General features: G+C 61.4%; 19 protein-coding genes and 1 other annotated feature. Of the genes, 14 read left to right on the top strand and 5 right to left on the bottom strand.

What is annotated here, in order from left to right; translation table 11 throughout:
* Window positions 1-106: 106 nt before the first annotated feature.
* From H7U37_RS05340 to ilvB, 3 genes are all read right to left on the bottom strand, one after another.
* Window positions 107-301, bottom strand: a complete 195-nt coding sequence (locus H7U37_RS05340; RefSeq protein ID WP_204874210.1) for a hypothetical protein — start codon at window positions 299-301, stop codon at window positions 107-109.
* Between the two features lie 247 nt (window positions 302-548).
* The gene (gene ilvN, locus H7U37_RS05330) at window positions 549-1,103 is read right to left on the bottom strand and encodes an acetolactate synthase small subunit (protein ID WP_204874208.1); all 555 of its coding nucleotides are present in this window, start codon (window positions 1,101-1,103) and stop codon (window positions 549-551) included.
* Between the two features lie 17 nt (window positions 1,104-1,120).
* On the bottom strand, window positions 1,121-2,830 hold the full coding sequence (gene ilvB / locus H7U37_RS05325) for a biosynthetic-type acetolactate synthase large subunit (protein WP_204874206.1): 1,710 nt from the start codon (window positions 2,828-2,830) through the stop codon (window positions 1,121-1,123).
* A 113-nt stretch (window positions 2,831-2,943) separates the two neighbouring features.
* Window positions 2,944-3,182 (bottom strand) — a binding site (T-box leader).
* Between the two features lie 373 nt (window positions 3,183-3,555).
* Here ilvB and rsxC point away from each other — a divergent pair.
* From rsxC to H7U37_RS05295, 6 genes are read left to right on the top strand one after another with little or no spacing between them, the layout of a single operon-like run.
* Window positions 3,556-4,896, top strand: coding sequence for an electron transport complex subunit RsxC (rsxC, locus tag H7U37_RS05320; RefSeq protein ID WP_204874204.1), 1,341 nt, complete (start codon window positions 3,556-3,558; stop codon window positions 4,894-4,896).
* Window positions 4,893-5,969: an RnfABCDGE type electron transport complex subunit D gene (locus H7U37_RS05315; protein WP_204874201.1), complete on the top strand. Its 1,077-nt coding sequence runs from the start codon at window positions 4,893-4,895 to the stop codon at window positions 5,967-5,969. Before rsxC ends, H7U37_RS05315 begins: the two co-directional genes overlap by 4 nt.
* Window positions 5,966-6,514 carry an RnfABCDGE type electron transport complex subunit G gene (locus tag H7U37_RS05310; RefSeq protein ID WP_204874199.1) on the top strand — a complete coding sequence of 183 codons (549 nt, stop codon included), beginning with the start codon at window positions 5,966-5,968 and terminating at the stop codon, window positions 6,512-6,514. The genes H7U37_RS05315 and H7U37_RS05310 overlap by 4 nt, the downstream gene beginning before the upstream one ends.
* Before the next feature lie 12 nt (window positions 6,515-6,526).
* Entirely contained in the window at window positions 6,527-7,168 is a 642-nt protein-coding gene (gene rsxE, locus H7U37_RS05305) for an electron transport complex subunit RsxE (RefSeq protein WP_204874197.1), read from the top strand.
* Window positions 7,168-7,758, top strand: a complete 591-nt coding sequence (locus tag H7U37_RS05300; RefSeq protein ID WP_204874195.1) for an electron transport complex protein RnfA — start codon at window positions 7,168-7,170, stop codon at window positions 7,756-7,758. Before rsxE ends, H7U37_RS05300 begins: the two co-directional genes overlap by 1 nt.
* 15 nt (window positions 7,759-7,773) lie before the next feature.
* Window positions 7,774-8,619 carry an RnfABCDGE type electron transport complex subunit B gene (locus H7U37_RS05295; RefSeq protein WP_204874193.1) on the top strand — a complete coding sequence of 282 codons (846 nt, stop codon included), beginning with the start codon at window positions 7,774-7,776 and terminating at the stop codon, window positions 8,617-8,619.
* Between the two features lie 428 nt (window positions 8,620-9,047).
* Here H7U37_RS05295 and H7U37_RS05290 read toward each other — a convergent pair whose 3' ends face one another.
* Window positions 9,048-10,175, bottom strand: a complete 1,128-nt coding sequence (locus H7U37_RS05290) for a DUF4317 domain-containing protein (protein WP_204874191.1) — start codon at window positions 10,173-10,175, stop codon at window positions 9,048-9,050.
* Between the two features lie 210 nt (window positions 10,176-10,385).
* Between H7U37_RS05290 and H7U37_RS05285 the strand changes: the two genes are divergently transcribed.
* The 5 genes from H7U37_RS05285 to H7U37_RS05265 are packed head-to-tail and all read left to right on the top strand — an operon-like array spanning window position 10,386 to window position 15,303.
* Complete coding sequence (locus tag H7U37_RS05285; RefSeq protein WP_204874189.1) at window positions 10,386-11,936, top strand: ABC transporter substrate-binding protein; 1,551 nt, start codon at window positions 10,386-10,388, stop codon at window positions 11,934-11,936.
* Window positions 11,937-11,969: 33 nt separating this feature from the next.
* Window positions 11,970-12,911, top strand: coding sequence for an ABC transporter permease (locus H7U37_RS05280; protein ID WP_204874188.1), 942 nt, complete (start codon window positions 11,970-11,972; stop codon window positions 12,909-12,911).
* Between the two features lie 13 nt (window positions 12,912-12,924).
* On the top strand, window positions 12,925-13,731 hold the full coding sequence (locus H7U37_RS05275; protein ID WP_204874186.1) for an ABC transporter permease: 807 nt from the start codon (window positions 12,925-12,927) through the stop codon (window positions 13,729-13,731).
* A 10-nt stretch (window positions 13,732-13,741) separates the two neighbouring features.
* Window positions 13,742-14,542 (top strand): ATP-binding cassette domain-containing protein, encoded by an 801-nt coding sequence (locus H7U37_RS05270; protein WP_204874184.1) that lies wholly within the window; start codon window positions 13,742-13,744, stop codon window positions 14,540-14,542.
* A 20-nt stretch (window positions 14,543-14,562) separates the two neighbouring features.
* A complete protein-coding gene (locus H7U37_RS05265) occupies window positions 14,563-15,303 on the top strand; it encodes an ATP-binding cassette domain-containing protein (protein WP_204874182.1) in 741 nt (246 codons plus the stop codon).
* 62 nt (window positions 15,304-15,365) lie between these two features.
* On the opposite strand, the gene H7U37_RS05260 is transcribed toward H7U37_RS05265, so the two are convergent.
* Window positions 15,366-16,454 carry a sugar kinase gene (locus H7U37_RS05260; protein ID WP_204874180.1) on the bottom strand — a complete coding sequence of 363 codons (1,089 nt, stop codon included), beginning with the start codon at window positions 16,452-16,454 and terminating at the stop codon, window positions 15,366-15,368.
* 247 nt (window positions 16,455-16,701) lie between these two features.
* Between H7U37_RS05260 and H7U37_RS05255 the strand changes: the two genes are divergently transcribed.
* The 3 genes from H7U37_RS05255 to H7U37_RS05245 all read left to right on the top strand — a co-directional run.
* On the top strand, window positions 16,702-17,976 hold the full coding sequence (locus tag H7U37_RS05255) for a PepSY domain-containing protein (RefSeq protein WP_204874178.1): 1,275 nt from the start codon (window positions 16,702-16,704) through the stop codon (window positions 17,974-17,976).
* Between the two features lie 116 nt (window positions 17,977-18,092).
* A complete protein-coding gene (locus H7U37_RS05250) occupies window positions 18,093-18,662 on the top strand; it encodes an RNA polymerase sigma factor (RefSeq protein WP_243413498.1) in 570 nt (189 codons plus the stop codon).
* A 2-nt stretch (window positions 18,663-18,664) separates the two neighbouring features.
* Window positions 18,665-19,271 (top strand): anti-sigma-I factor RsgI family protein (locus H7U37_RS05245; protein WP_420875792.1); only part of this gene is annotated, 607 nt, incomplete at its 3' end.

The following is a 19,271-nucleotide window of genomic DNA, read 5'->3' as shown; positions in this document are numbered from 1 at the left end:
TATGTTTTCCCTGGGGGAAAAGCGGCTATTGCTAGCTGTTGTGGTAATCATAGCACATCACAGCGGAAAAGAATGATAACTATGATACAATCTCAAAAAACTTTTCTCAGAACTCCAGATCCAGACAGGCCTCCACCAGCTCCTCGGAGGTCATGCCGTCCAGCTTCTGGGTGAGCCGGGGTCCGGTAAAGCCGGCGGCCTCATAGTATTGGATCAGGCTTTCCCGGGCGGCGTCTTGGACGCTGCCCCCCATCTGGGCGGCCAAGGCCTGAAGTTCTTCCAGTTTCTGTTCCCGGTTCATTTCTCCGCGTACCTCTTCTCTCACTGGACGCTCTTGCCCAGGTTGAACTCGGTGGTCTCCTTGTTCTCGTCGCTGATGGTATAAGCGCCCCGCTCCAGGGCCATTCCCAAACGCAAGATTGCGTTTGGGTGCCAAAGGCATCTTTGACATCCTCGGCGGAAGTGAATTCCGCCTGCGGCAAGGTTTTGCGCTGCAAAACGCTTGTACGCCGCTGTGCGGCGCGCCGCCGTCGGCGGCGTGGCGGCCCTTACTGGACGCTCTTGCCCAGGTTGAACTCGGTGGTCTCCTTGTTCTCGTCGCTGATGGTATAAGCGCCCCGCTCCAGGGCCACCATGCCGGTCCGCACCAGCTCCAGAATGCCGAAGGGCTCCAGCAGGCCCTGCATGGCCTGGGCCTTGGACTCGTCGCCGATGAGGGCCAGGGTCAGAGATTTCAGGGACACGTCAATGATGGACGCCCGGAAGATGTTGGCGATCTGGATAATCTCGTTGCGGATGTCGTGGCTCTCTGCCTTGACCTTGAACATGACCAGCTCCCGGCGGATGGACCGCTCGGGGCGCAGCTCCTGGACGGAGTAGACGGGGAACTGCTTGCGGAGCTGATTCATGATCTGGTTGGTCATGGGACCGTCGGCCATGACCTCGATGGTGATACGGGAGACGGCGGGGTCGTCGGTGGTGCCCACCGCCAGAGACTCGATGTTATAGCCCTTGCGGGAGAACAGGCGGGAGACCTGGGAGAGGACGCCCGCGGCGTTTTCCACCAGCACGGACAGGGTGCGTCTGGTCGCTTTCTCTTTCATGTTCTTCCCTCCTCTACTCAATCCAGCAGGAAATCGGTGGACGGCGCGCCGCCCGACACCATGGGATGGACCATGGCGTCCTTGTCGATGGCACAGTCGATGACCCAGGACGTGCCGCTCTCCACCGCCTGGCGGAAGGCGGCCTCAAACTCTGCCTGATTGGCCGCCCGGGCGCCCTGGATGCCGTAGGCCTCGGCCAGCTTGACGAAATCGGGTCCCCGGTCCAGGTCGGTCTGGGAGTAGCGCTCCCCGTAAATGAGATGCTGCCACTGACGGACCATACCCAGGGTGCGGTTATCGAAGATCACGATGATGATGGGGATCTTGTAATGCTCGATGGTGCTCAGCTCATGGCAGTTCATACGGAAGCAACCGTCGCCGGTGCAGAGGACCACCGTCTGGTCGGGGTTGCCCATCTTGGCGCCCATGGCGGCGCCCAGGCCGAAGCCCATGGTGCCGAAGCCGCCGGAGGTGATGAGCTGGCCGGGACGGGAGAAGTGGTAATACTGGGCCGACCACATCTGATGCTGTCCCACGTCGGTGGCGATGATGGCCTTGCCGCCGGTGACGTCGGAGATGGTCTCCAGGATCTCATGGGGATGGAGGATGTCGTCCTTCTTGAGGGGCACCTCCTTATGGGAAAAGACCCATTCCTTCCACTCGGGGTAGTCGTGGGCGGGCAGCTTTTCATTTAAAAGCTCCAGCACCCGCCGGGCGTCGCCGATGATGTGGTGGTCGGTGGGGACGTTCTTGTCGATCTCCGAGCGGTCGATGTCGATCTGGACGATCTTGGCGTTGGAGGCAAAGGTGGCCGGATGGGTGGCCACCCGGTCGGAGAAGCGGCAGCCGATGGCGATGAGCAGGTCGCACTGGTCCACGGCGGTGTTGGAGGCGTGGGAGCCGTGCATACCGATCATGCCGGTAAAGAGGCGGTGGTTGCCCGGGCAGGCGCCGCCGCCCATAATGGTGGAGGCAACGGGGGCGTTGAGCCGCTCAAAGAACTTGCGGAACTCCCGCACAGCCCCTCTGGAGCGGATGACGCCGCCGCCCACCAGCACCAGGGGCTTTTTCGCCTCCTCGATCATATCCAGCAGCTTCTGGATGTCGCCGTGGTCGGGCTCAGGGGTACGCAGGTCGTGGCTGGCCCGGCGGAGCATGGCGGCCAGACGGCCGTGGCGGAAGTGCTCGCTCACCGGCAGGGGCTCATAGTCGGCCTCGTCATAGGTGACGTTTTTCAGAATATCAATGAGCACCGGGCCCGGACGGCCGGAGCGGGCGATGGCGAAGGCCTCACGGATGATATCGGCCAGATCCTCCGCCCGGCGGACCAAATAGTTGCACTTGGTGATGGGCATGGTAATGCCGGTGATGTCCACCTCCTGGAAGGAATCCTTGCCGATGAGGCTCTCGCCCACGTTGACGGTGATAAAGACCACGGGAGAGGAATCCATGTAAGCGGTGGCGATACCGGTGGTCAGATTGGTGGCGCCGGGGCCGGAGGTGGCGAAGCACACGCCCACCCGGCCGGTGGAGCGGGCGTAGCCGTCGGCGGCATGGGAGGCGCCCTGCTCGTGGGAGGTGAGAATGTGGCGGATCTTCTCTTTATAGCCGTGAAGCTCCAGCTCGTCGTAAATGTTCAGAATGGTCCCGCCGGGGTAACCAAATACCGTATCCACTCCCTGTTCCAGCAGACATTCCATCAAGATTTGCGGGCTCTTCATCCTCATAATGACCTGGCCTCCTTCTTCGTTCTCGTTCCCCGATCCTTGCACGGGTGATGTTCCGTAGTAACGCTGGGGTGCGGCAGCCTTCCGGATATGCAAAAAGGCTTCGTCCTATATGCTAGGACGAAGCCTCATACTCCGTGGTACCACCTACATTCGCGGCAGATAAACCATGCCGCGCACTCATGCCCTGATAACGGCGGGCCTGCCGGCCGGACCTACTGGTGGAGAGAGCTCCCTTTTCAGCCCGGCTGCTCCTGGGAGATGTTCTGCCTGCGGCCTTCACGGGAGCTTACACCTGCCGCTCCCTCTCTGCGCATCCCGCCGCCCATACTTCCCCAGTCATCGCCTTTGACGATCTCACGCGGAAATTTCTTTCCAAAATTCCCGCTTCATTTCCCCCTTCGCCCCCCTCTTTCCGGCGGCACAGGTGAAATTACTGATTATCATACTCCACAGTTTCCCATTTGTCAACTAGATTTTCTTCCTGCCGTTAGCAAAGCACTGTGTGAAAGAATTAACAATATTTCATATCTTTTTTAATATGTACGTCTGCGAAAAACACTTTGAATTTGGTTTTTTTACCGAAGTACTAGACATTTTGTGCCGATTGCGGTATGATAAAGAATGTTTAAGACCGTGCATTTCCACGGCGGAAAACGGCGGGATGATGCCACTGTTCCCGCCTGAAACTGGCCCTTTCAGGGCCTGATTTGTGAGGTGGACCTATGAAACTATCCTTCTATGGCGGCGTGCATCCCGGCGAACGGAAGGAACTGACCTGCACCAAGGCGGTGGAACCGCTCCACAACGCACCGGCACAGGTCGTCCTCTCCATGTCCATGCACGTGGGCGCCCCCTGTGCGCCTGTGGTGCAGGTGGGAGACCAGGTGACGGTGGGGCAGAAGATCGCCCAGCCCACCGGCTTGGGTGCTCCCATCCACGCCAGTGTGTCCGGCAAAGTGGTGGCTATCGAGCCGCGTCCCTACTGTGGCGGTGGGAAGATGCTCTCGGTGGTGATTGAAAATGATTTTCAGAACACCTTTGCCTCCGCGCTCACTCCCCATCCCGACTATGCCAAGCTCTCTCCCCAGGAGATCGTGGACATCGTCAAGGAGGCGGGCATCACCGGTATGGGCGGCGCCGGCTTCCCCACCCATGTCAAGATCAGCTCCGGTCTGGGCAAGGTGGACACCCTCATCGTCAACGCGGCGGAGTGTGAGCCCTACATCACCGCCGACCACCGCATGATGCTGGAGCAGGGCGACAAGATCATCGCCGGCGTCAAGATCCTCATGCAGACCTTTGGTCTGAAGGAGGCCTACATCGGCATCGAGGACAACAAGCCCGACGCCATCGAGAAAATGCAGTCTCTGGCCTGCGACGGCATCCAGATCGTCGCCTGCCGCACCCGCTACCCCCAGGGCGCTGAAAAGCAGCTCATCCAGCGCATCACCGGCCGTGAGGTCCCGCCCGGCGGTCTGCCCGCCACCGTGGGCTGCGCCGTCTTTAACGCCGGCACCACCGCCGCCGTCTACGACGCCGTGGTGGAGGGCAAGCCGCTGACTCAGCGGGTCGTCACCCTCACCGGCGACGCCCTGGCTCAGCCCCGCAACGTGCTGGTCCCCTTCGGCACGCCCCTCTCCCACCTGGTGGAGGAGGCCGGCGGCTTCAAGACCGACCCCAACCGCATCCTGATGGGCGGTCCCATGATGGGCATTGCCCAGTACGATCTGGACGCGGCCACCATCAAGGGCAACAACGCCATGCTGTGCATGACCAAGGAAGAGGCCGCCGAGCACGTGGAGCATCCCACCTGCATCCGCTGCGGCCGCTGCGTCAACGTCTGCCCCATGCACCTCACCCCCGTCTACATGCACCTCTATGCCGAGAAACGGCTGTGGGATGAGGCCGAGGGCCTCAACCTGATGGACTGCATCGAGTGCGGCTCCTGCAACTACATCTGCCCCGCCCGGGTGCCCCTGGTCCAGTCCTTCCGCACCGCCAAATTTGAGATCCGCAATCTGGCTGCCAAGCGCAAGGCGGAAATGGAGGCGAAGAAAGCATGATCGACACCAAAAACCTCAAACTTACCGTGGCCTCCTCTCCCCACGTCTGCTCCCCCATCAATACCACCCGGCTGATGCTGGACGTGCTGGTGGCCCTCATCCCCGCTCTCATCATGGCGGTCTATGTCTTTGGTCCCCGGGCCCTCACCGTCACCGCCGTCTCTGTGGCGGGCTGTGAGTTCTTCGAGTGGGGCTACCGTAAGCTCCTCAAAAAGCCCACCGCCAACGGCGACCTGTCCGCCGCCGTCACCGGCGTGCTGCTGGCCTTTGTCTGCCCGGTGACCCTCCCCTATTGGACCATCCTCATCGGCGATTTCTTTGCCATCGTGGTGGTTAAGCAGCTCTTCGGCGGTCTGGGCATGAACTTCATGAACCCCGCCCTGGGCGGCCGCGCCTTCCTCATGATGTGCTACCCCATCGTCATGACCACCTGGGTGCTCCCCGGCTCCGAGAACTGGGCCAACGTGGTCTCCGCCGCCGACGCCGTCACCGGCGCCACTCCCCTGGCCTCCCTCCACAGCCACCTGGACGTGACCCTCAATGCCAACGTCCACACCCTGCCCGAGACCGCCAACGGCGTTCTGGACCTGTTCGTGGGCAACGTGGGCGGCTGTATCGGCGAGATCTCCGCCCTTATGCTGCTGGTGGGCGGCATCTATCTGGTTTGGCGGGGCGTTATCCGCCTGCGCATCCCCGTGGCCTTCATCGGCACCGTGGCGGTCATCTGCTTCCTCTTCCCCCAGGGCGGCATCGACCGGGTGGATTGGATGCTTTACAACCTGTGCGCCGGCGGTCTGATGCTGGGCGCCATCTTCATGGCCACCGACTACGTCACCAGCCCCGTCACCAAGACCGGCGAGATCCTCTTCGGCATTGGCTGCGGTCTGCTGACCATTTTTATCCGCTACTTTGGCGGTTATCCCGAGGGCGTGAGCTACGCCATTCTCATCATGAACATCTGCGTGTGGCTGCTGGATAAGGCCGGCAAGCCCGCCCGCTACGGCGTCACCAAGGAAATGCGTGAAAAGGCCAAGGCGGAAAAGAAAGCCGCAAAGGAGGGGAAGGCCGCATGAGTACCGAAAAGAAACAGGACTCCAGCGCCAAGCTGGTACTGGTGCTCTTCGCCATCAGCGTGGTGACGGCGCTGCTGCTGGGTCTGGTGAACATGGTCACCGCTCCCGTCATCGCCGCCAACAACGAGCGGGTGGCCGCCGAGGCCAAGGCGGAAGTGCTGCCCTCTCAGAACGAATATGAGGACGTGACCGACCAGTATACCGGCGGCGACCCCAACGTGCTGGGCGTCTATAAAGCCGGCGAGGACGGCTATGTAGTGGAGATTCAGTCCTCCGGCTTCGGCGGCATGGTGAAGATGACCGTGGGCGTGGGCGCGGACGGCGCCTGCACCGGCGTGTCCATCACCAGCCACTCTGAAACCTCCGGCCTGGGCGCCAACGCCACCGACGAGACCTGGCGGGAGCAGTTCAAGGGCGCTTCCGGCGACGTGAAGGTCACCAAGGATAACGGCACCATCGACGCCCTCACCGGCGCCACCATCACCTCCCGCGCTGTCTGCTCCGGCGTTACCACGGCGCTGGAAGTGGCCGCGTCCATGGGTTAAGGAGGGACCGACATGAACATCAAACAGCAATTCAAAGAGGGTCTCATCACCCAAAACCCCGTTACCGTGCAGCTGCTGGGCATGTGTTCCACCATGGCCATCACCACCACTCTCTTCAACGGCATCGGCATGGGTCTTTCGGTGCTGGTCATCCTGACCCTGTCCAACATCATCATCTCCCTGCTGCGCAAAATCATCCCCAACAAGGTCCGTATCGCCTGCTACATCGTGGTGATCGCCGGCTTCGTGACCATCGTGGATCTGCTGCTCAAGGCGTACCTGCCCGATCTCTCGTCCAGCTTGGGTCTGTTCATCCCCCTGATCGTGGTAAACTGCATCATCCTGGGCCGCGCCGAGTCTTTCGCCTCCAAGAACGGCGTGCTGGCCTCCGCCATTGACGGTATTGCCCAGGGTCTGGGCTACACCATCATTCTGGTGGTTATGTGCGTCATCCGTGAGTTCCTGGGCGGCGGCACCTTCGGCGCCGGCGTCATCAGCCCCAAGGGCATTCAGATCCTCCCCTCCGGCATCCCCGCGCTGGGCATGATCCTGCCGGTGGGCGGCTTCCTGACCCTGGCGGTGGTCATCGCCGCCATGCAGTATTTCCTCAACCGTCCCAAGAAGGACGGGGAGTCTGAGGAGGTGTCCAAGTAATGCTTGACTTTACCGAGCTTTTCAGCATCGCGCTGGGCGCGATTCTGGTCAACAACTTTATCTTCTCGCAATTTTTGGGCATCTGCCCCTTTATGGGCGTGTCCAAGAAGGTCGACACCTCCCTGGGCATGGGCATGGCGGTTATCTTCGTCATGGGCGTGGCCAGCGCAGTGTGTTATCCCATCAACCGGCTGCTGGGCGACCTTGAGCTGGACTTTATGCAGACTGTGACCTTCATCCTGGTCATTGCCTCCCTGGTGCAGTTCGTGGAGATGTTCCTCCAGAAGGCCATGCCCTCCCTCTATGAGGCTCTGGGCGTGTACCTGCCCCTCATCACCACCAACTGCGCCGTGCTGGGCGTGGTGCTGCAGAACACCCAGAACAGCTATGATTTCATCACCAGCGTGGTCTATGGCGTCACCGGCGGCATCGGCTTCCTGCTGGCCATCGTGCTTTTCGCCAGCGTGCGGGAGCGGCTTGAGTTCTCCGAGTGCCCCAAGTCCTTTGAAGGCTTCCCCATCGCGCTGGTGACCGCCGGTCTGCTGGCCCTGGCCTTCCTGGGCTTCTCCGGCCTGAAAGTGTTTGCGTAAGGGGGCGGAAGAAAGATGACTACTGTGATTACTGCCGTTGTGGTGCTGGGTGTCCTGGCCGCTATCTTCGGTCTAATTCTGGCCTTTGCGGCCAAGGCTTTCGCGGTGGAGAAGGACCCCCGTGAAGAGGCCATTGTGGAATGCCTGCCCGGCGCCAACTGCGGCGGCTGCGGCTATCCCGGCTGTTCCGGCTATGCCGCCGCCGTGGTGGCGGGCAAGGCCGCTACCAACTGCTGCGCCGCCGGCGGCGAGGCCGTCGCGGCCAAGGTTGCTGAGATCATGGGCGTGAAGGCGGAGGCTTCCGTCAAAATGGCCGCCCAGGTCCAGTGTACCGGCGGCTGCCGCGGCAATGAACGTTACATTTACGAGGGTATTTCCGACTGTGTGGCGGCCTCCCGTCTGCCGGGCGGCGGCCCTGCCGGCTGCTCCTTTGGCTGCCTGGGCTTCGGCTCCTGTGAGAGCGTGTGCCCCTTTGACGCCATCCACGTGATCAACGGTGTGGCCAAGGTGGACGTGGACAAGTGCAAAGCCTGCAAAAAGTGTATCGACATCTGCCCCCGCCACATCATCGACCTGGTCCCCTTTAAGACCAAGCGCCATGTGGCCATCACCTGCTCCTCCAAGGACAAGGGCGTGGAAGTGCGCAAGATCTGCGCCGATGGCTGCATCGGCTGCTCCCTGTGCGCCAAGGCCTGCCCCAAGGAGGCCATCACCGTGGAGAACAACCTGGCCAAGATCGACTACGACAAATGCGTCGGCTGCGGTCTGTGCGCCCAGAAGTGTCCCCGCAAGCTCATTACCGTGGACGGCAAGGTGCCTGAAATCAAGCCCGCCGCCCCCAAGGCCGCTCCGGCCAAGTAAACCAATTCCTCTTTTCAGCAGCGGAGCTGCCGGTCCGGACAGGGCCGGCAGCTCTTTTTTTGTCCGGCATCTCTTTCCCGCTCTTCTTGCACCGCGTTTGCCTGGGCTCCCTCTTTGAGGGAGCTGTCAGCGCAACTGACGGAGGGAGTCATCCTTCCTAACAGTAACTCCCTCCGCCCCTTCGGGGCACCTCCCTCAGAGAGGGGAACTCCCACCTCGTAGGGGCGGCCCTTGTGGTCGCCCGCTTCCATGCAGGCACTTTGACGTTTCCTGCACCACGTTTCGCCTCTTCGACAGACTGCGGGCGCCATCTATGGCGCCCCTACGTTGCTCTTGCAGCGGGTGGAGAAAAAAGGAAGCCCCCAGACCGCAGTCTGGGGGCAGATGAAAGCTTTCTTTGCCTTCTTTCTTTCTCGAAAGAAAGAAGGTCAGAAGCGGATGGGGATGCCGTTGACCTCCACGCCGTCGTCGGCGCGGATGAGGATGTACCGGACGCCGTCGATGATGCGGGTCTCCACCAGGTCGCTGTACTCCGGCTTAAAGCGGATGGTGATATTGGGGGTGCTCACCGCCATCTGTTTGGCGTCCACCAGATTGACGGGAGCCAGCTTGGCGTCCACGCCGAAGGCGGCGTCATACTGCATCTCAAAGGCGGCCATGCGGGTCTGGGAGATGCCGCAGTCGGCCAGCACCTGGCTGACCTGCGCCCTGGAAACCTCCGCCGGCTCCTCCTGGGGGGCCTCCTTGTGGGCCTCGATGAGGGCGCAGAGCCGGTCCTGCATGGCCTGCACCACCTCATAGCTGCACTCCTCCTCCAGGGTGTCGCTGAGCAGTTCCTGAAACGTCTCCTTCTGGGCCTCGCCGGGCATGGGCAGAGGGAGATGGAAGAGGGCCTCGGCAAAGTCGCTGTAATTTTCCTTGGCGCTTCTGGTGTAGTAGAGGGCGCCGTAGAGGTTGGTAGTGCGGTCATCAAAAGCGGGGAACAAAAAGCCCACCTCGGGCGGCGCCACGATCCAGTCGGCGGACAGGTTGTGGAAGGCGTTTTCATCCACATAGTAGCTCAGCGCCGGCTTAGTCAGCTTGACGGGGCAGACCGAGCAGAGAATATAGGAGTAGCACTCGTCGCCGGCGTCGTCCTGGCGCTGGCCGTCCTTGGAGCGGTAGGGCACATCGTATGTATCATAGGCCAGGAGGATCAAATAGTTGCCCTCCAGGTCCAGGGCGCCGATGGCCTTCTGAAAGAGGGTGTCGATGGCCTCCTGGTCGTGAAGCCGGGAGTCCCGCAGGGCCATGAGGAGGCGGTGCTCGTCGCTGTCCACCACCTGCTTGGTCTGAAAGGTGAGATCGGTCAGATTCTTGCCCGGCGTGCCCGAGAGGGTCCGCTTGAGGATGGCCAGGATCTTTTCGCTCTCCTCCTGGGACATGAGGCCCAGGGACTGGTCGAAACGGGAGACGATCTCCCGATTTTCGTTGACATAACAGCCGCACACACGGGAAATACCGCTTTTTTCCGGCCGGAAGCGGCGGCGCAGCTCGGCAATTTCTTTTTCGTTCATAGGGTCTTGACCTCCACACTGATTTTTGCTGACACTACTATATCAAACCGGCGTGGGGAAGTCAAAGCCGAGAAAAAAAGAAAAAGCCAAAAAGTGTGCTTGTAATTTCAGGCGGAATGCTCTACAATAATGCAGGACAATTTAATAATGGGAGAAGCAGTTATTTTGTTGTAACGCCGCCGGACCTTGGCGGCGGAAGGAGAATCCGCAATGAAAAAACGTATTCTTGCAGTTTTCCTGGCGGTGGCCGCTCTGACGTGTTCACTCAGCGCTTGCAGCGGAGGAGCAACGACCCAGACGACTACCCCCAGCGACGAAACTACGCCTTCTTCCCAGGCGCCCCACGCCAATGAACTCACCGTGGGGATCGCCCAGGACCTGGATGATAGTCTTGACCCGTACCAGATGACGGCCGCAGGAACTAGAGAGGTCATGTTCAACGTCTTTGAGGGGCTGGTAAAGCCTGACGCCGACGGAAATTATGTCAATGCCGTCGCCTCCGATGTCAACATCTCGGAGGACGGCACCACGTACGTCTTTACCCTGCGCGACGGCGTGGTTTTCCACAACGGCAAAACCTGCACCACCGACGACGTGCTCTACTCTTTTGAAACCTGCGCCGCTACCACGGTGAATTCCGCCGTGGCAGAGGCGCTTTCTGCTATCACCGCCACCAACGTACAGGGGAACGACATCGCCTTTACCCTCAGCGCCCCCAACAGCGACTTTTTAAGCTATGTGGCCAGCGTGTACATCGTGCCCGCCGACTATGATCAGCAGGCCACCCAGCCCGTGGGCACCGGCCCCTTCAAGTTCGTCTCCCGCAGCGTCCAGGAGAACATTATTCTGGAAAAGCACGCGGAATACTACGGCGAGGCCGCCCATCTGGACAAGGTGACCTATAAGATCTATGCCGACGGCACCGCCCTCTTCACCGCCCTGGACGCCGGCGCCCTGGATCTGGTGGCCCACCTGACCATCGACCAGGTCAACAACCTGACCAACGGCTACCAGGTGCTGGAGGGCACCATGAATCTGGTGCAGGCCATGTACCTCAACAACGCCGTTGCGCCCTTTGACAACGAGCTGGTGCGCCAGGCCATGTGCTACGCCGTGGACGTGGACGCCATGCTGGCCATCACCTCCGAGGGCCACGGCACCAAGGTGGGGTCCTCCATGTACCCCGCCTTCGGCAAGTACTTCGACGCCAGCCTGGCCGACGCCTACCCCTACGACCCGGACAAGGCCATGGAGCTGCTGGCCCAGGCGGGCTACCCCGACGGCTTCAGCTTTACCGTGAAGGTGCCCAGCAACTACCAGCCCCATGTGGACACCGCCACCGTCCTGGTGGAGCAGCTCTCCGCCGTGGGCATCAACGCCGAGATCCAGCTGGTAGACTGGAACACCTGGGTGGAGGATGTGTACGGCAACCGGAATTTCCAGGCCACCGTGGTGGGCTTCGACTCCAGCACCCTCAACGCCAGCGGTATGCTGGCCCGCTGGGTGAGCGACAACAGCAAGAACATGATCAACTTCAACAACGCCGATTATGACGCCGCCTATGCCGCCGCTCAGAACACCGTGGACGACGAGGCCCAGACCGCCTACTACAAGGAGTGCCTGCAGATCCTCAGCGACACCGCCGCCAACGTCTACCTCCAGGACCTGGCCGACTTTGTGGCCGTCCATCCCGATCTCAAGGGGTATGAGTTCTATCCCCTCTATGTGATCGACATGTCTAATCTCTATTTCGAGCAGTAATGTACTGAATGTATGCCAGAAGGAGGCGGGGAGATGAAATACATCCTGAAAAAAGGTTTCACTCTCATTATTACATTGTTCATCGTTTCTCTCCTCGCCTTTCTGGCCTTTCAGGTCATTCCCGGCGACCCCACCACCAAGCTCCTGGGCACCGAGGCCACCGAGGAGGCCAAGGCCGAGCTGCGGGCCGAGCTGGGCTTTGACCAACCCGTCCCGGTGCGCTACTGGAACTGGCTGACCGATTTCCTCCGGGGCGACATGGGGGAGAGTTACAGCTACCATATGCCCGTCCGTGAAATGCTGGGAGAAAAGCTGGTCATCACCTTTCTGCTGACCCTGGTCTCCTTTGCCTTCACCATTCTGCTCTCCATTCCCTTGGGCATCCTGGCCGGCAGCATCCGCATCCGGTGGCTGGACAGCCTCATCACCGCCCTGGACCAGGTGGTCATGAGCATCCCGCCCTTCTTTATCGGCATCGTGGCCTGCTTTGTCTTTGGCATTACGCTGCGCTGGTTCGTGCCGGGCAACTTTATCTCCTACACCGAGGACTGGGGCGCCTGCCTGGGCTATCTCATCCTCCCCGCCCTGTCCATCGCCATTCCCCGCATCGCCATGACGGTCAAAATGCTGCGGGGCGCCATCCATCGGGAGCTGGAGCAGGACTACGTCCGCACCGCCCGCAGCCGGGGCGCCGGACGGGGAGACGTCCTCCGCCGTCATGTGTTCAAAAACGCGCTGCTCCCCGTTATCACCTTTCTGGCGGTATCCGCCGCCGAAATCATGACGGGTACCATCATCATCGAGCAGGTATTCACCATTCCCGGCGTGGGCCAGCTGCTGCTGGCCAGCATCTCCAACCGGGATTTTCCCGTGGTTCAGGCCATTGTGGTGATCCTGGCCGCCTGGATCGTTCTGGTCAACTTCGCGGCCGATCTGCTCTACCAGCTGGTGGACCCCCGCATCCGCCTGCGCTGAGGAGGTATTTGCCTTGAAGAAGCTGATTCACAATCCTTTTCTCCTCATCGGCGGATGTATCAGCGGCGTGATGACCGCCCTCATTCTGGTGGGCTATGTCTGGACGCCGTACAGCGCCACCGCCATGGAGGGGTCCAAATTTGACAGTCCGTCTCTGGTCCATCTGCTGGGGACCGACAGCTATGGCCGGGATATTTTCAGCCGGGTCCTCAGCGGCGCCGGCACCTCCTTTTGGATCGCCCTCTGCGTGGTGGCCATCGGCTGCGCCGCGGGTATCCTCATCGGCAGCCTGTGCGGCTACTACGGCGGCCCTGCGGACCTGATCCTCACCCGGGTGTGCGACTCCATCACCGCCTTTCCCAGCATCCTCCTGGCGCTGGTCATTGTCAGCGTGGTGGGGGGCGGCGCGGTCAACGTGGTCATCGCCCTGGGCATCCTCTTTATCCCCAGCTTTGCCCGCATCGTCCGGGGGGAATTCACCCGCTGCCGGGACCTGAACTATATCCGCAGCGCCCGGCTCATGGGGGTGAGCGACGCGCGCATCATGTTCTGCCACATTCTGCCCAACACCCTGCCCGTCCTTCTGCCGGCCATTACCATCGGCTTTAACAACGCCATCCTCAGCGAGGCCAGCATGAGCTTTCTGGGTCTGGGCATCCAGCCCCCCAACGCCAGCCTGGGCTCCATGCTCAGCGACAGCCAGATTTATCTCAAAAGCGCCCCCTGGTATGCCATGAGTGTGGGCGGAACTATGGTACTGCTCATTTTGGGCTTCAGCCTGCTCAGCGAGGGCCTCCAGCGCCAGGCCCGGCAGAATTGACGAGGTGGATATGGGACAGCTTTTAGCAGTACAGGACCTGCGGGTCCGCTTTCAAAACGCCGCCCCCCACCGCTGGGCGGTGGACGGGGTGTCCTTCGCCATGGACGAGGGGGAGATCCTGGGCCTGGTGGGAGAGAGCGGCAGCGGGAAAACCGTCACCGCCATGAGCATCAGCGGCCTTTTGCCCCGCCGTCAGGTCCAGGTGGCGGGCAGCATTACCCTGGATGGCCGGGAACTCCTTCAATGCACCGAGAAGGAGCTGCGGGACATCCAGGGAAGCGGCCTCTCGGTGGTCTTTCAGGAGCCCATGACCAGCCTGGACCCGGTCATGCGCATCGGTCCCCAGGTGGAGGAAAGCCTGCGCATTCATACCAGGTGTACCCGGGCGGAACGGAAAGAGCGGGCCCTGGAGGCCCTGGCCCAGGCGGAGCTCCCCGACCCGGAGGCGGTCTATCGCAAATACCCCCACGAGCTCTCCGGCGGTATGCTCCAGCGGGTGATGATCGCCGCTGCCATCATCAGCCGGCCCAAGCTCCTCCTGGCCGACGAGCCCACCACCGCTCTGGATGTGACCATCCAGGCCCAGATCCTCCAGCTGCTGCGCAAGCTCAACCGGGAATCGGGCATGGCGGTGCTCTTCATCAGCCACGACCTCAACGTGGTGCGCCGGCTCTGCAACCGGGTGATCGTCATGCAGCACGGCAAGCTGGTGGAGGAGGGTCCCGTGGAGGACCTCTTCCGCGCCCCCAAGCAGGACTACACCCGCCAACTCATCGCGGCCATCCCCACCCGGGACCATAAACTCACCTGAACGCCAGAGGAGGCGATCATATGCAGGGCGAACCCGTGCTGGAAGTCCGGCACCTCAACAGCTATTATCAGGAAAACGCCTCCATCTTCGGCCGCAAGGGACCCAGACGGCAGATCCTCCACGACGTCAGCTTTTCCATCGGCCGGGGCGAAATCGTGGGGCTGGTGGGCGAGAGCGGCTGCGGCAAGACCACCCTGTCCCGCACCATCCTGGGCATTGTGAAGGACTACGACGGTGAAATCATCCACCACTCCCAGCGCCCCCAGATGGTCTTTCAGGACCCCTTCAGCAGTTTGAACCCCGCCCGGACCATCGGGTGGATTCTGGAGGAGCCGCTTCGGGCCTCCGGCATACGGGACAAGGCGGCGCGGAAGGCGGCGGTGGCCGATATGCTGCGGCGCATCGGCCTGGACGAGAGCTACGCCGGACGCCGGCCCAGCGAGCTCTCCGGCGGACAGCGCCAGCGCATCTCCATCGCCAGCGCTGTTATTACCCACCCCAAGCTCATCCTGGCCGACGAGCCGGTCAGCGCCCTGGACGTGACCATCCAGGCCCAGATCCTCCGGCTGCTGGTAGAGCTCCAACGGGACTATGATCTGAGCTACCTGTTCATCAGCCACGACCTCAACGTGGTCTACCAGCTTTGCAGCCGGGTGATGGTGATGAAGGAGGGAGTCATCGTGGAGGAAAACACGGTGGAAGCCCTCTTCGACCACCCCCAGCACCCCTATACCCGCCAGCTTCTGGCGGCGTCTCTTTAAGTCCGGCACGCAAAAACGAGGCCAGGGACCGCCGGTCCCTGGCCTCTCGTTCTTTTTTCGGCTCAGCGCTTGATGTCGTAGTTCATATTCATCAGGTTGCGGATGCTCTCGGCGTCGTCGGTGATGTTGGCGTCGCCGTGGATGGTGTGCTTGATGACGCTGCTGGCCACGGCGAAATTTACCATATCCATGGGCCGGTAGTTGTGCATCATGGCGTAGATGAGACCGCTGGCGAAGGCGTCGCCGCCGCCCACCCGGTCCAGAATGTTGAAGGTAAAGAGCTTGCTCTCAAAGGTGTGGCCCTCATACCACATAAAGGCTTTTAGGCTGTTCTCACTGCCGCTGTGGGCGTAGCGCACATGGCGGGCGATACATTTGAGGTTGGGGTAGCGGGCGATAAAGGCCTGGAAAATCTCGTCCTGCTGCTCGTAGCTGGGCTGCATGGGGACGCCGTCCTTCCAGTCGCCCTTGCTGTGATCCTCCTCGTCCCGCCAGAGGTGATAGGGCTCGATGCCCAGCAGCACGTTCACATAGGGCAGGCAGCGGGTGCAGAAGTCCCGGGCCTCGTCCCAGGTCCAAAGGGCGCTGCGGAAATTGCCGTCAAAGCTGATGGTCATTCCTTTGGCGTGGGCCACCTCCAGGCAGTCCAGGATGAGCTTGGCGCAGCTGGGGCAGAGCGCCGGGGTGATGCCGCTGAGGTGGAGCCAGTCAAAGCCCTCCAGCAGAGCGTCCAGGTCCACCTTGGAGAAGTCGTATTCGGTAATGGCGCTGTTTTTGCGGTCATAAGTCACCTTGCTGGCCCGGATGCCGTATCCGGTCTCCAGGTAATAGGTGCCCAGGCGGTGTGTGGGGGTCTCCTGGGGGGTGCTGAGGATGACGGGGGTACAGTGGACATCGTTGCTGCGCAGCATCCGGATGGCGCTCTTGCCCAGGCTGTTGTTGGGCACCACGCTGAAGAAGGTGCTGTCGATGCCCAGGTTGGCCAGCGCCAGGGCGATGTTGGCCTCACTGCCGCCGTAGCTGGCCTCAAAGCTGGTGGCCATACGGATCTTCTCGTAGTTGGGCGGGGTGAGGCGGAGCATGATCTCGCCGATGGTGATAAACTTCTGGGGACTGGTGTTATTGCGGGTAACCGGGTTGAAGTGTTCCATAAAAGATGCCTCCTTTATCTGCACAATGTTTGTACCTGTTTTTAGTTTGCCATAAATCCCCATAACTTTCAACTCTTTTCGGCCTTTCCCATGGGAAAAAGTTGCACATAAAAAATCAAAAAAATTTTTCCAGGGGATGCAATAAAATGGGCCCCTCAGCCGTTAATAGGGTGAAAGGGGCAGGAAAGCCCATTCCACTGTGACAACCATCAGCCCCCGGCTGATCCGGAAAGAAAGGAAGGTTATTATGAAACACTTCAACCACCTCAGAAAGCCCATCGTTGCCGTCGCCCTGGTGGGCGCCCTGGCTGTGGGCACCGCCGCCGCCACCGCCTATCAGACCATCACCGCTTCCCTCCGCCCTGACATTACCGTGGAGCTCAACGGTACCCCCCAGACCATGAAGGACGTTAACGGCAACGAGGTCTACGCCATCAGTTACAACGGCACCACTTATCTCCCCATCCGTGCCATCGGCGAGGCCATGGGCCTCACCGTCAATTGGGACAGCGCTACCCAGACCGTGGACCTGGTGGGCAGCGCCGCCGGCAGCACCACCGGCGTCTACATCAGCGGCGACCGGGCCAAGGAGATCGCCCTCAACGACGCCGGCTACACCGAGAGCCAGGTGGTCATGGTTGGCGTGGAGCTGGAGTGGGACAACGGCCGGTTGGTCTACGACGTGGAATTCTATGTAAACAAGACCGAGTATGACTACGAAATCGACGCCGCCGCCGGCACCATCGTGGAAAAGGACCAGGACATCGAAAACTTCACCATTCCCACCACCGGCGTCAACATCACCCTCAACCGGGCCAAGGAAATTGCCCTGGCCGACGCCGGCAAGCAGGAATCTGAGGTCACCTTCACCAAGACCAAGCAGGATTATGAAAACGGCCGCGTGGTCTATGAAGTGGAGTTCTACGCGGGTCAGACCAAGTATGAGTATGAGATCGCCGCCTCCGACGGCGCCATCCTGGACAAGGACGTGGACGCCCCCACCACCGGCTCCGGCACCGGCGCCACCGCCGGCATTACTCTGGACCGGGCCAAGGAGATCGCCCTGGCCGACGCCGGCGTGAACGCCGCCAACGCCACCTTTACCAAGGCCAAGCAGGACTATGACAACGGCCGCCTGATCTATGAGCTGGAGTTCTACTGCCAGAACCAGAACTGCGAGTGGGAATACGACATTCTGGCCGCCGACGGCACCATCCTGAGCCGTGAGCATGACGGCTTCTGCGACGGCACCTGCACCGGCAGCGGCAACCATTACACCGGCAGCAACGGCCACCACTACGGCAACGGCTCCGGCAGCGCCTCCATCACCGCCAGCGAGGCCAAAAACATTGCCTTCCAGCATGCCGGGGTCTCCTCCGGCGCGGTATGGGATCTGGAGGCCAAGCTGGACTATGACGACGGCCGCCTGGAGTATGAGGTGGAGTTCAAGGCCAACGGCGTGGAGTACGAGTATAAAATCGACGCCAACTCCGGCGCCATCCTGGACTTCGAGTGGGACTGAAAGAAAAACTGGACGAAGGGCGCCTCTGTCTGATATACTGTGAATAAGTAGAAGCAGCGGGAAGGAGCGGTGGAAAGACCGCCCCTTCCCGCTCCGCAAGCAAGGGGGGCCTGCGCATGTTCATCATGATGGAGGGAGCCTGGGAAGCGGGGCGGACATTGGCCGGCACTGACTGTGAGTCGCTGCTGGCTGGGATCGCTCAGGGCAAACAGGATGCCTTTGAGCATTTTTACCGGGTCACGGATCGGGCCATCTATGCCTTTGCCCTCTCCCTCACCCGCAGCCACCATGATGCCCAGGATGTGATGATGGATACCTATCTCAAGATCCGCGGCGCGGCCCATCTCTACCGGCCGGACGGTAAGCCCATGGCCTGGGTGTTTACCATCGTGCGCAATCTGGTGCGGGACCATCAGCGCCGGTCCGGCCGGGAAGAGCTGATGGGAGATATGCCGGAGGGCGAACTGGCCCTGCCGGAGAGCGACCGGAGCGACGAGGCGATGGTGCTTCGGGAAGCCATGCGGATTCTGAGCCCGGAAGAACGGCAGATCGTACTGCTCCACGCGGTATCCGGACTAAAACACCGGGAGATCGCCGATGACCTGGAAATGCCTCTGGCCACGGTGCTCTCCAAATACCGGCGTGCGCTGGCCAAGCTGCGCAAACGCCTGAGCGAGGAGGGGTGAGCATGGGAAAAGAGTGGAATGACCAGGAGGTCGAACGGCTGCTGCGCCGTGCGGTGGACCGGAGCGTCCCCGACCTCTGGGCACAGGTCTCCACGGCGGAGGTCCATCCCCTGCTGAACGACGACGGCATCGTGCCCCCGCCCCGAAAAAGAAAGCGCCCCCGCTATTGGCCGGTGGCCGCCGCGCTGCTGGTGGTCTTTCTGGCCCTGGGCGGCGGGCTGTGGTACTGGTTCTGGCCGGCGGCCTATCTGAGCATTGGCGACGGCCCCGATATCACCATGGGCGTCAACCGCCTGGGCTACGTCACCGACGTGGCGAGCTACGGCGAGGACGAAGCCCTGCTGGACGGCCTGACCCTGGAGGGCCTGGAGGTGGAGACCGCGCTGCGGGCCATGTCGGGCAATTTGGGACAGGCGGGCTATCTGAGCCGCGACGAGGTCCCCCTGGACGTGACCGGCGGCGGACGATACGGCCTGGAGCTGCTCCACGAGAGCAAGCAGACCCTGGAGGACTGCGCCGCGCTTTGGGCGGCGAATTCCGCCTTGCCCGATCCCAGCCTTCCCCAGGTCCAGCCCTCCTCCAGCCCCACGCCCACACCTACGCCTACAC

The organism is Pseudoflavonifractor phocaeensis (genome assembly GCF_016901735.1).
Classification (GTDB): domain Bacteria; phylum Bacillota; class Clostridia; order Oscillospirales; family Oscillospiraceae; genus Pseudoflavonifractor_A.
The sequence above is the reverse complement of the archived record's forward strand: the minus strand, read 5'-3'. Positions and strand labels throughout refer to the sequence as shown.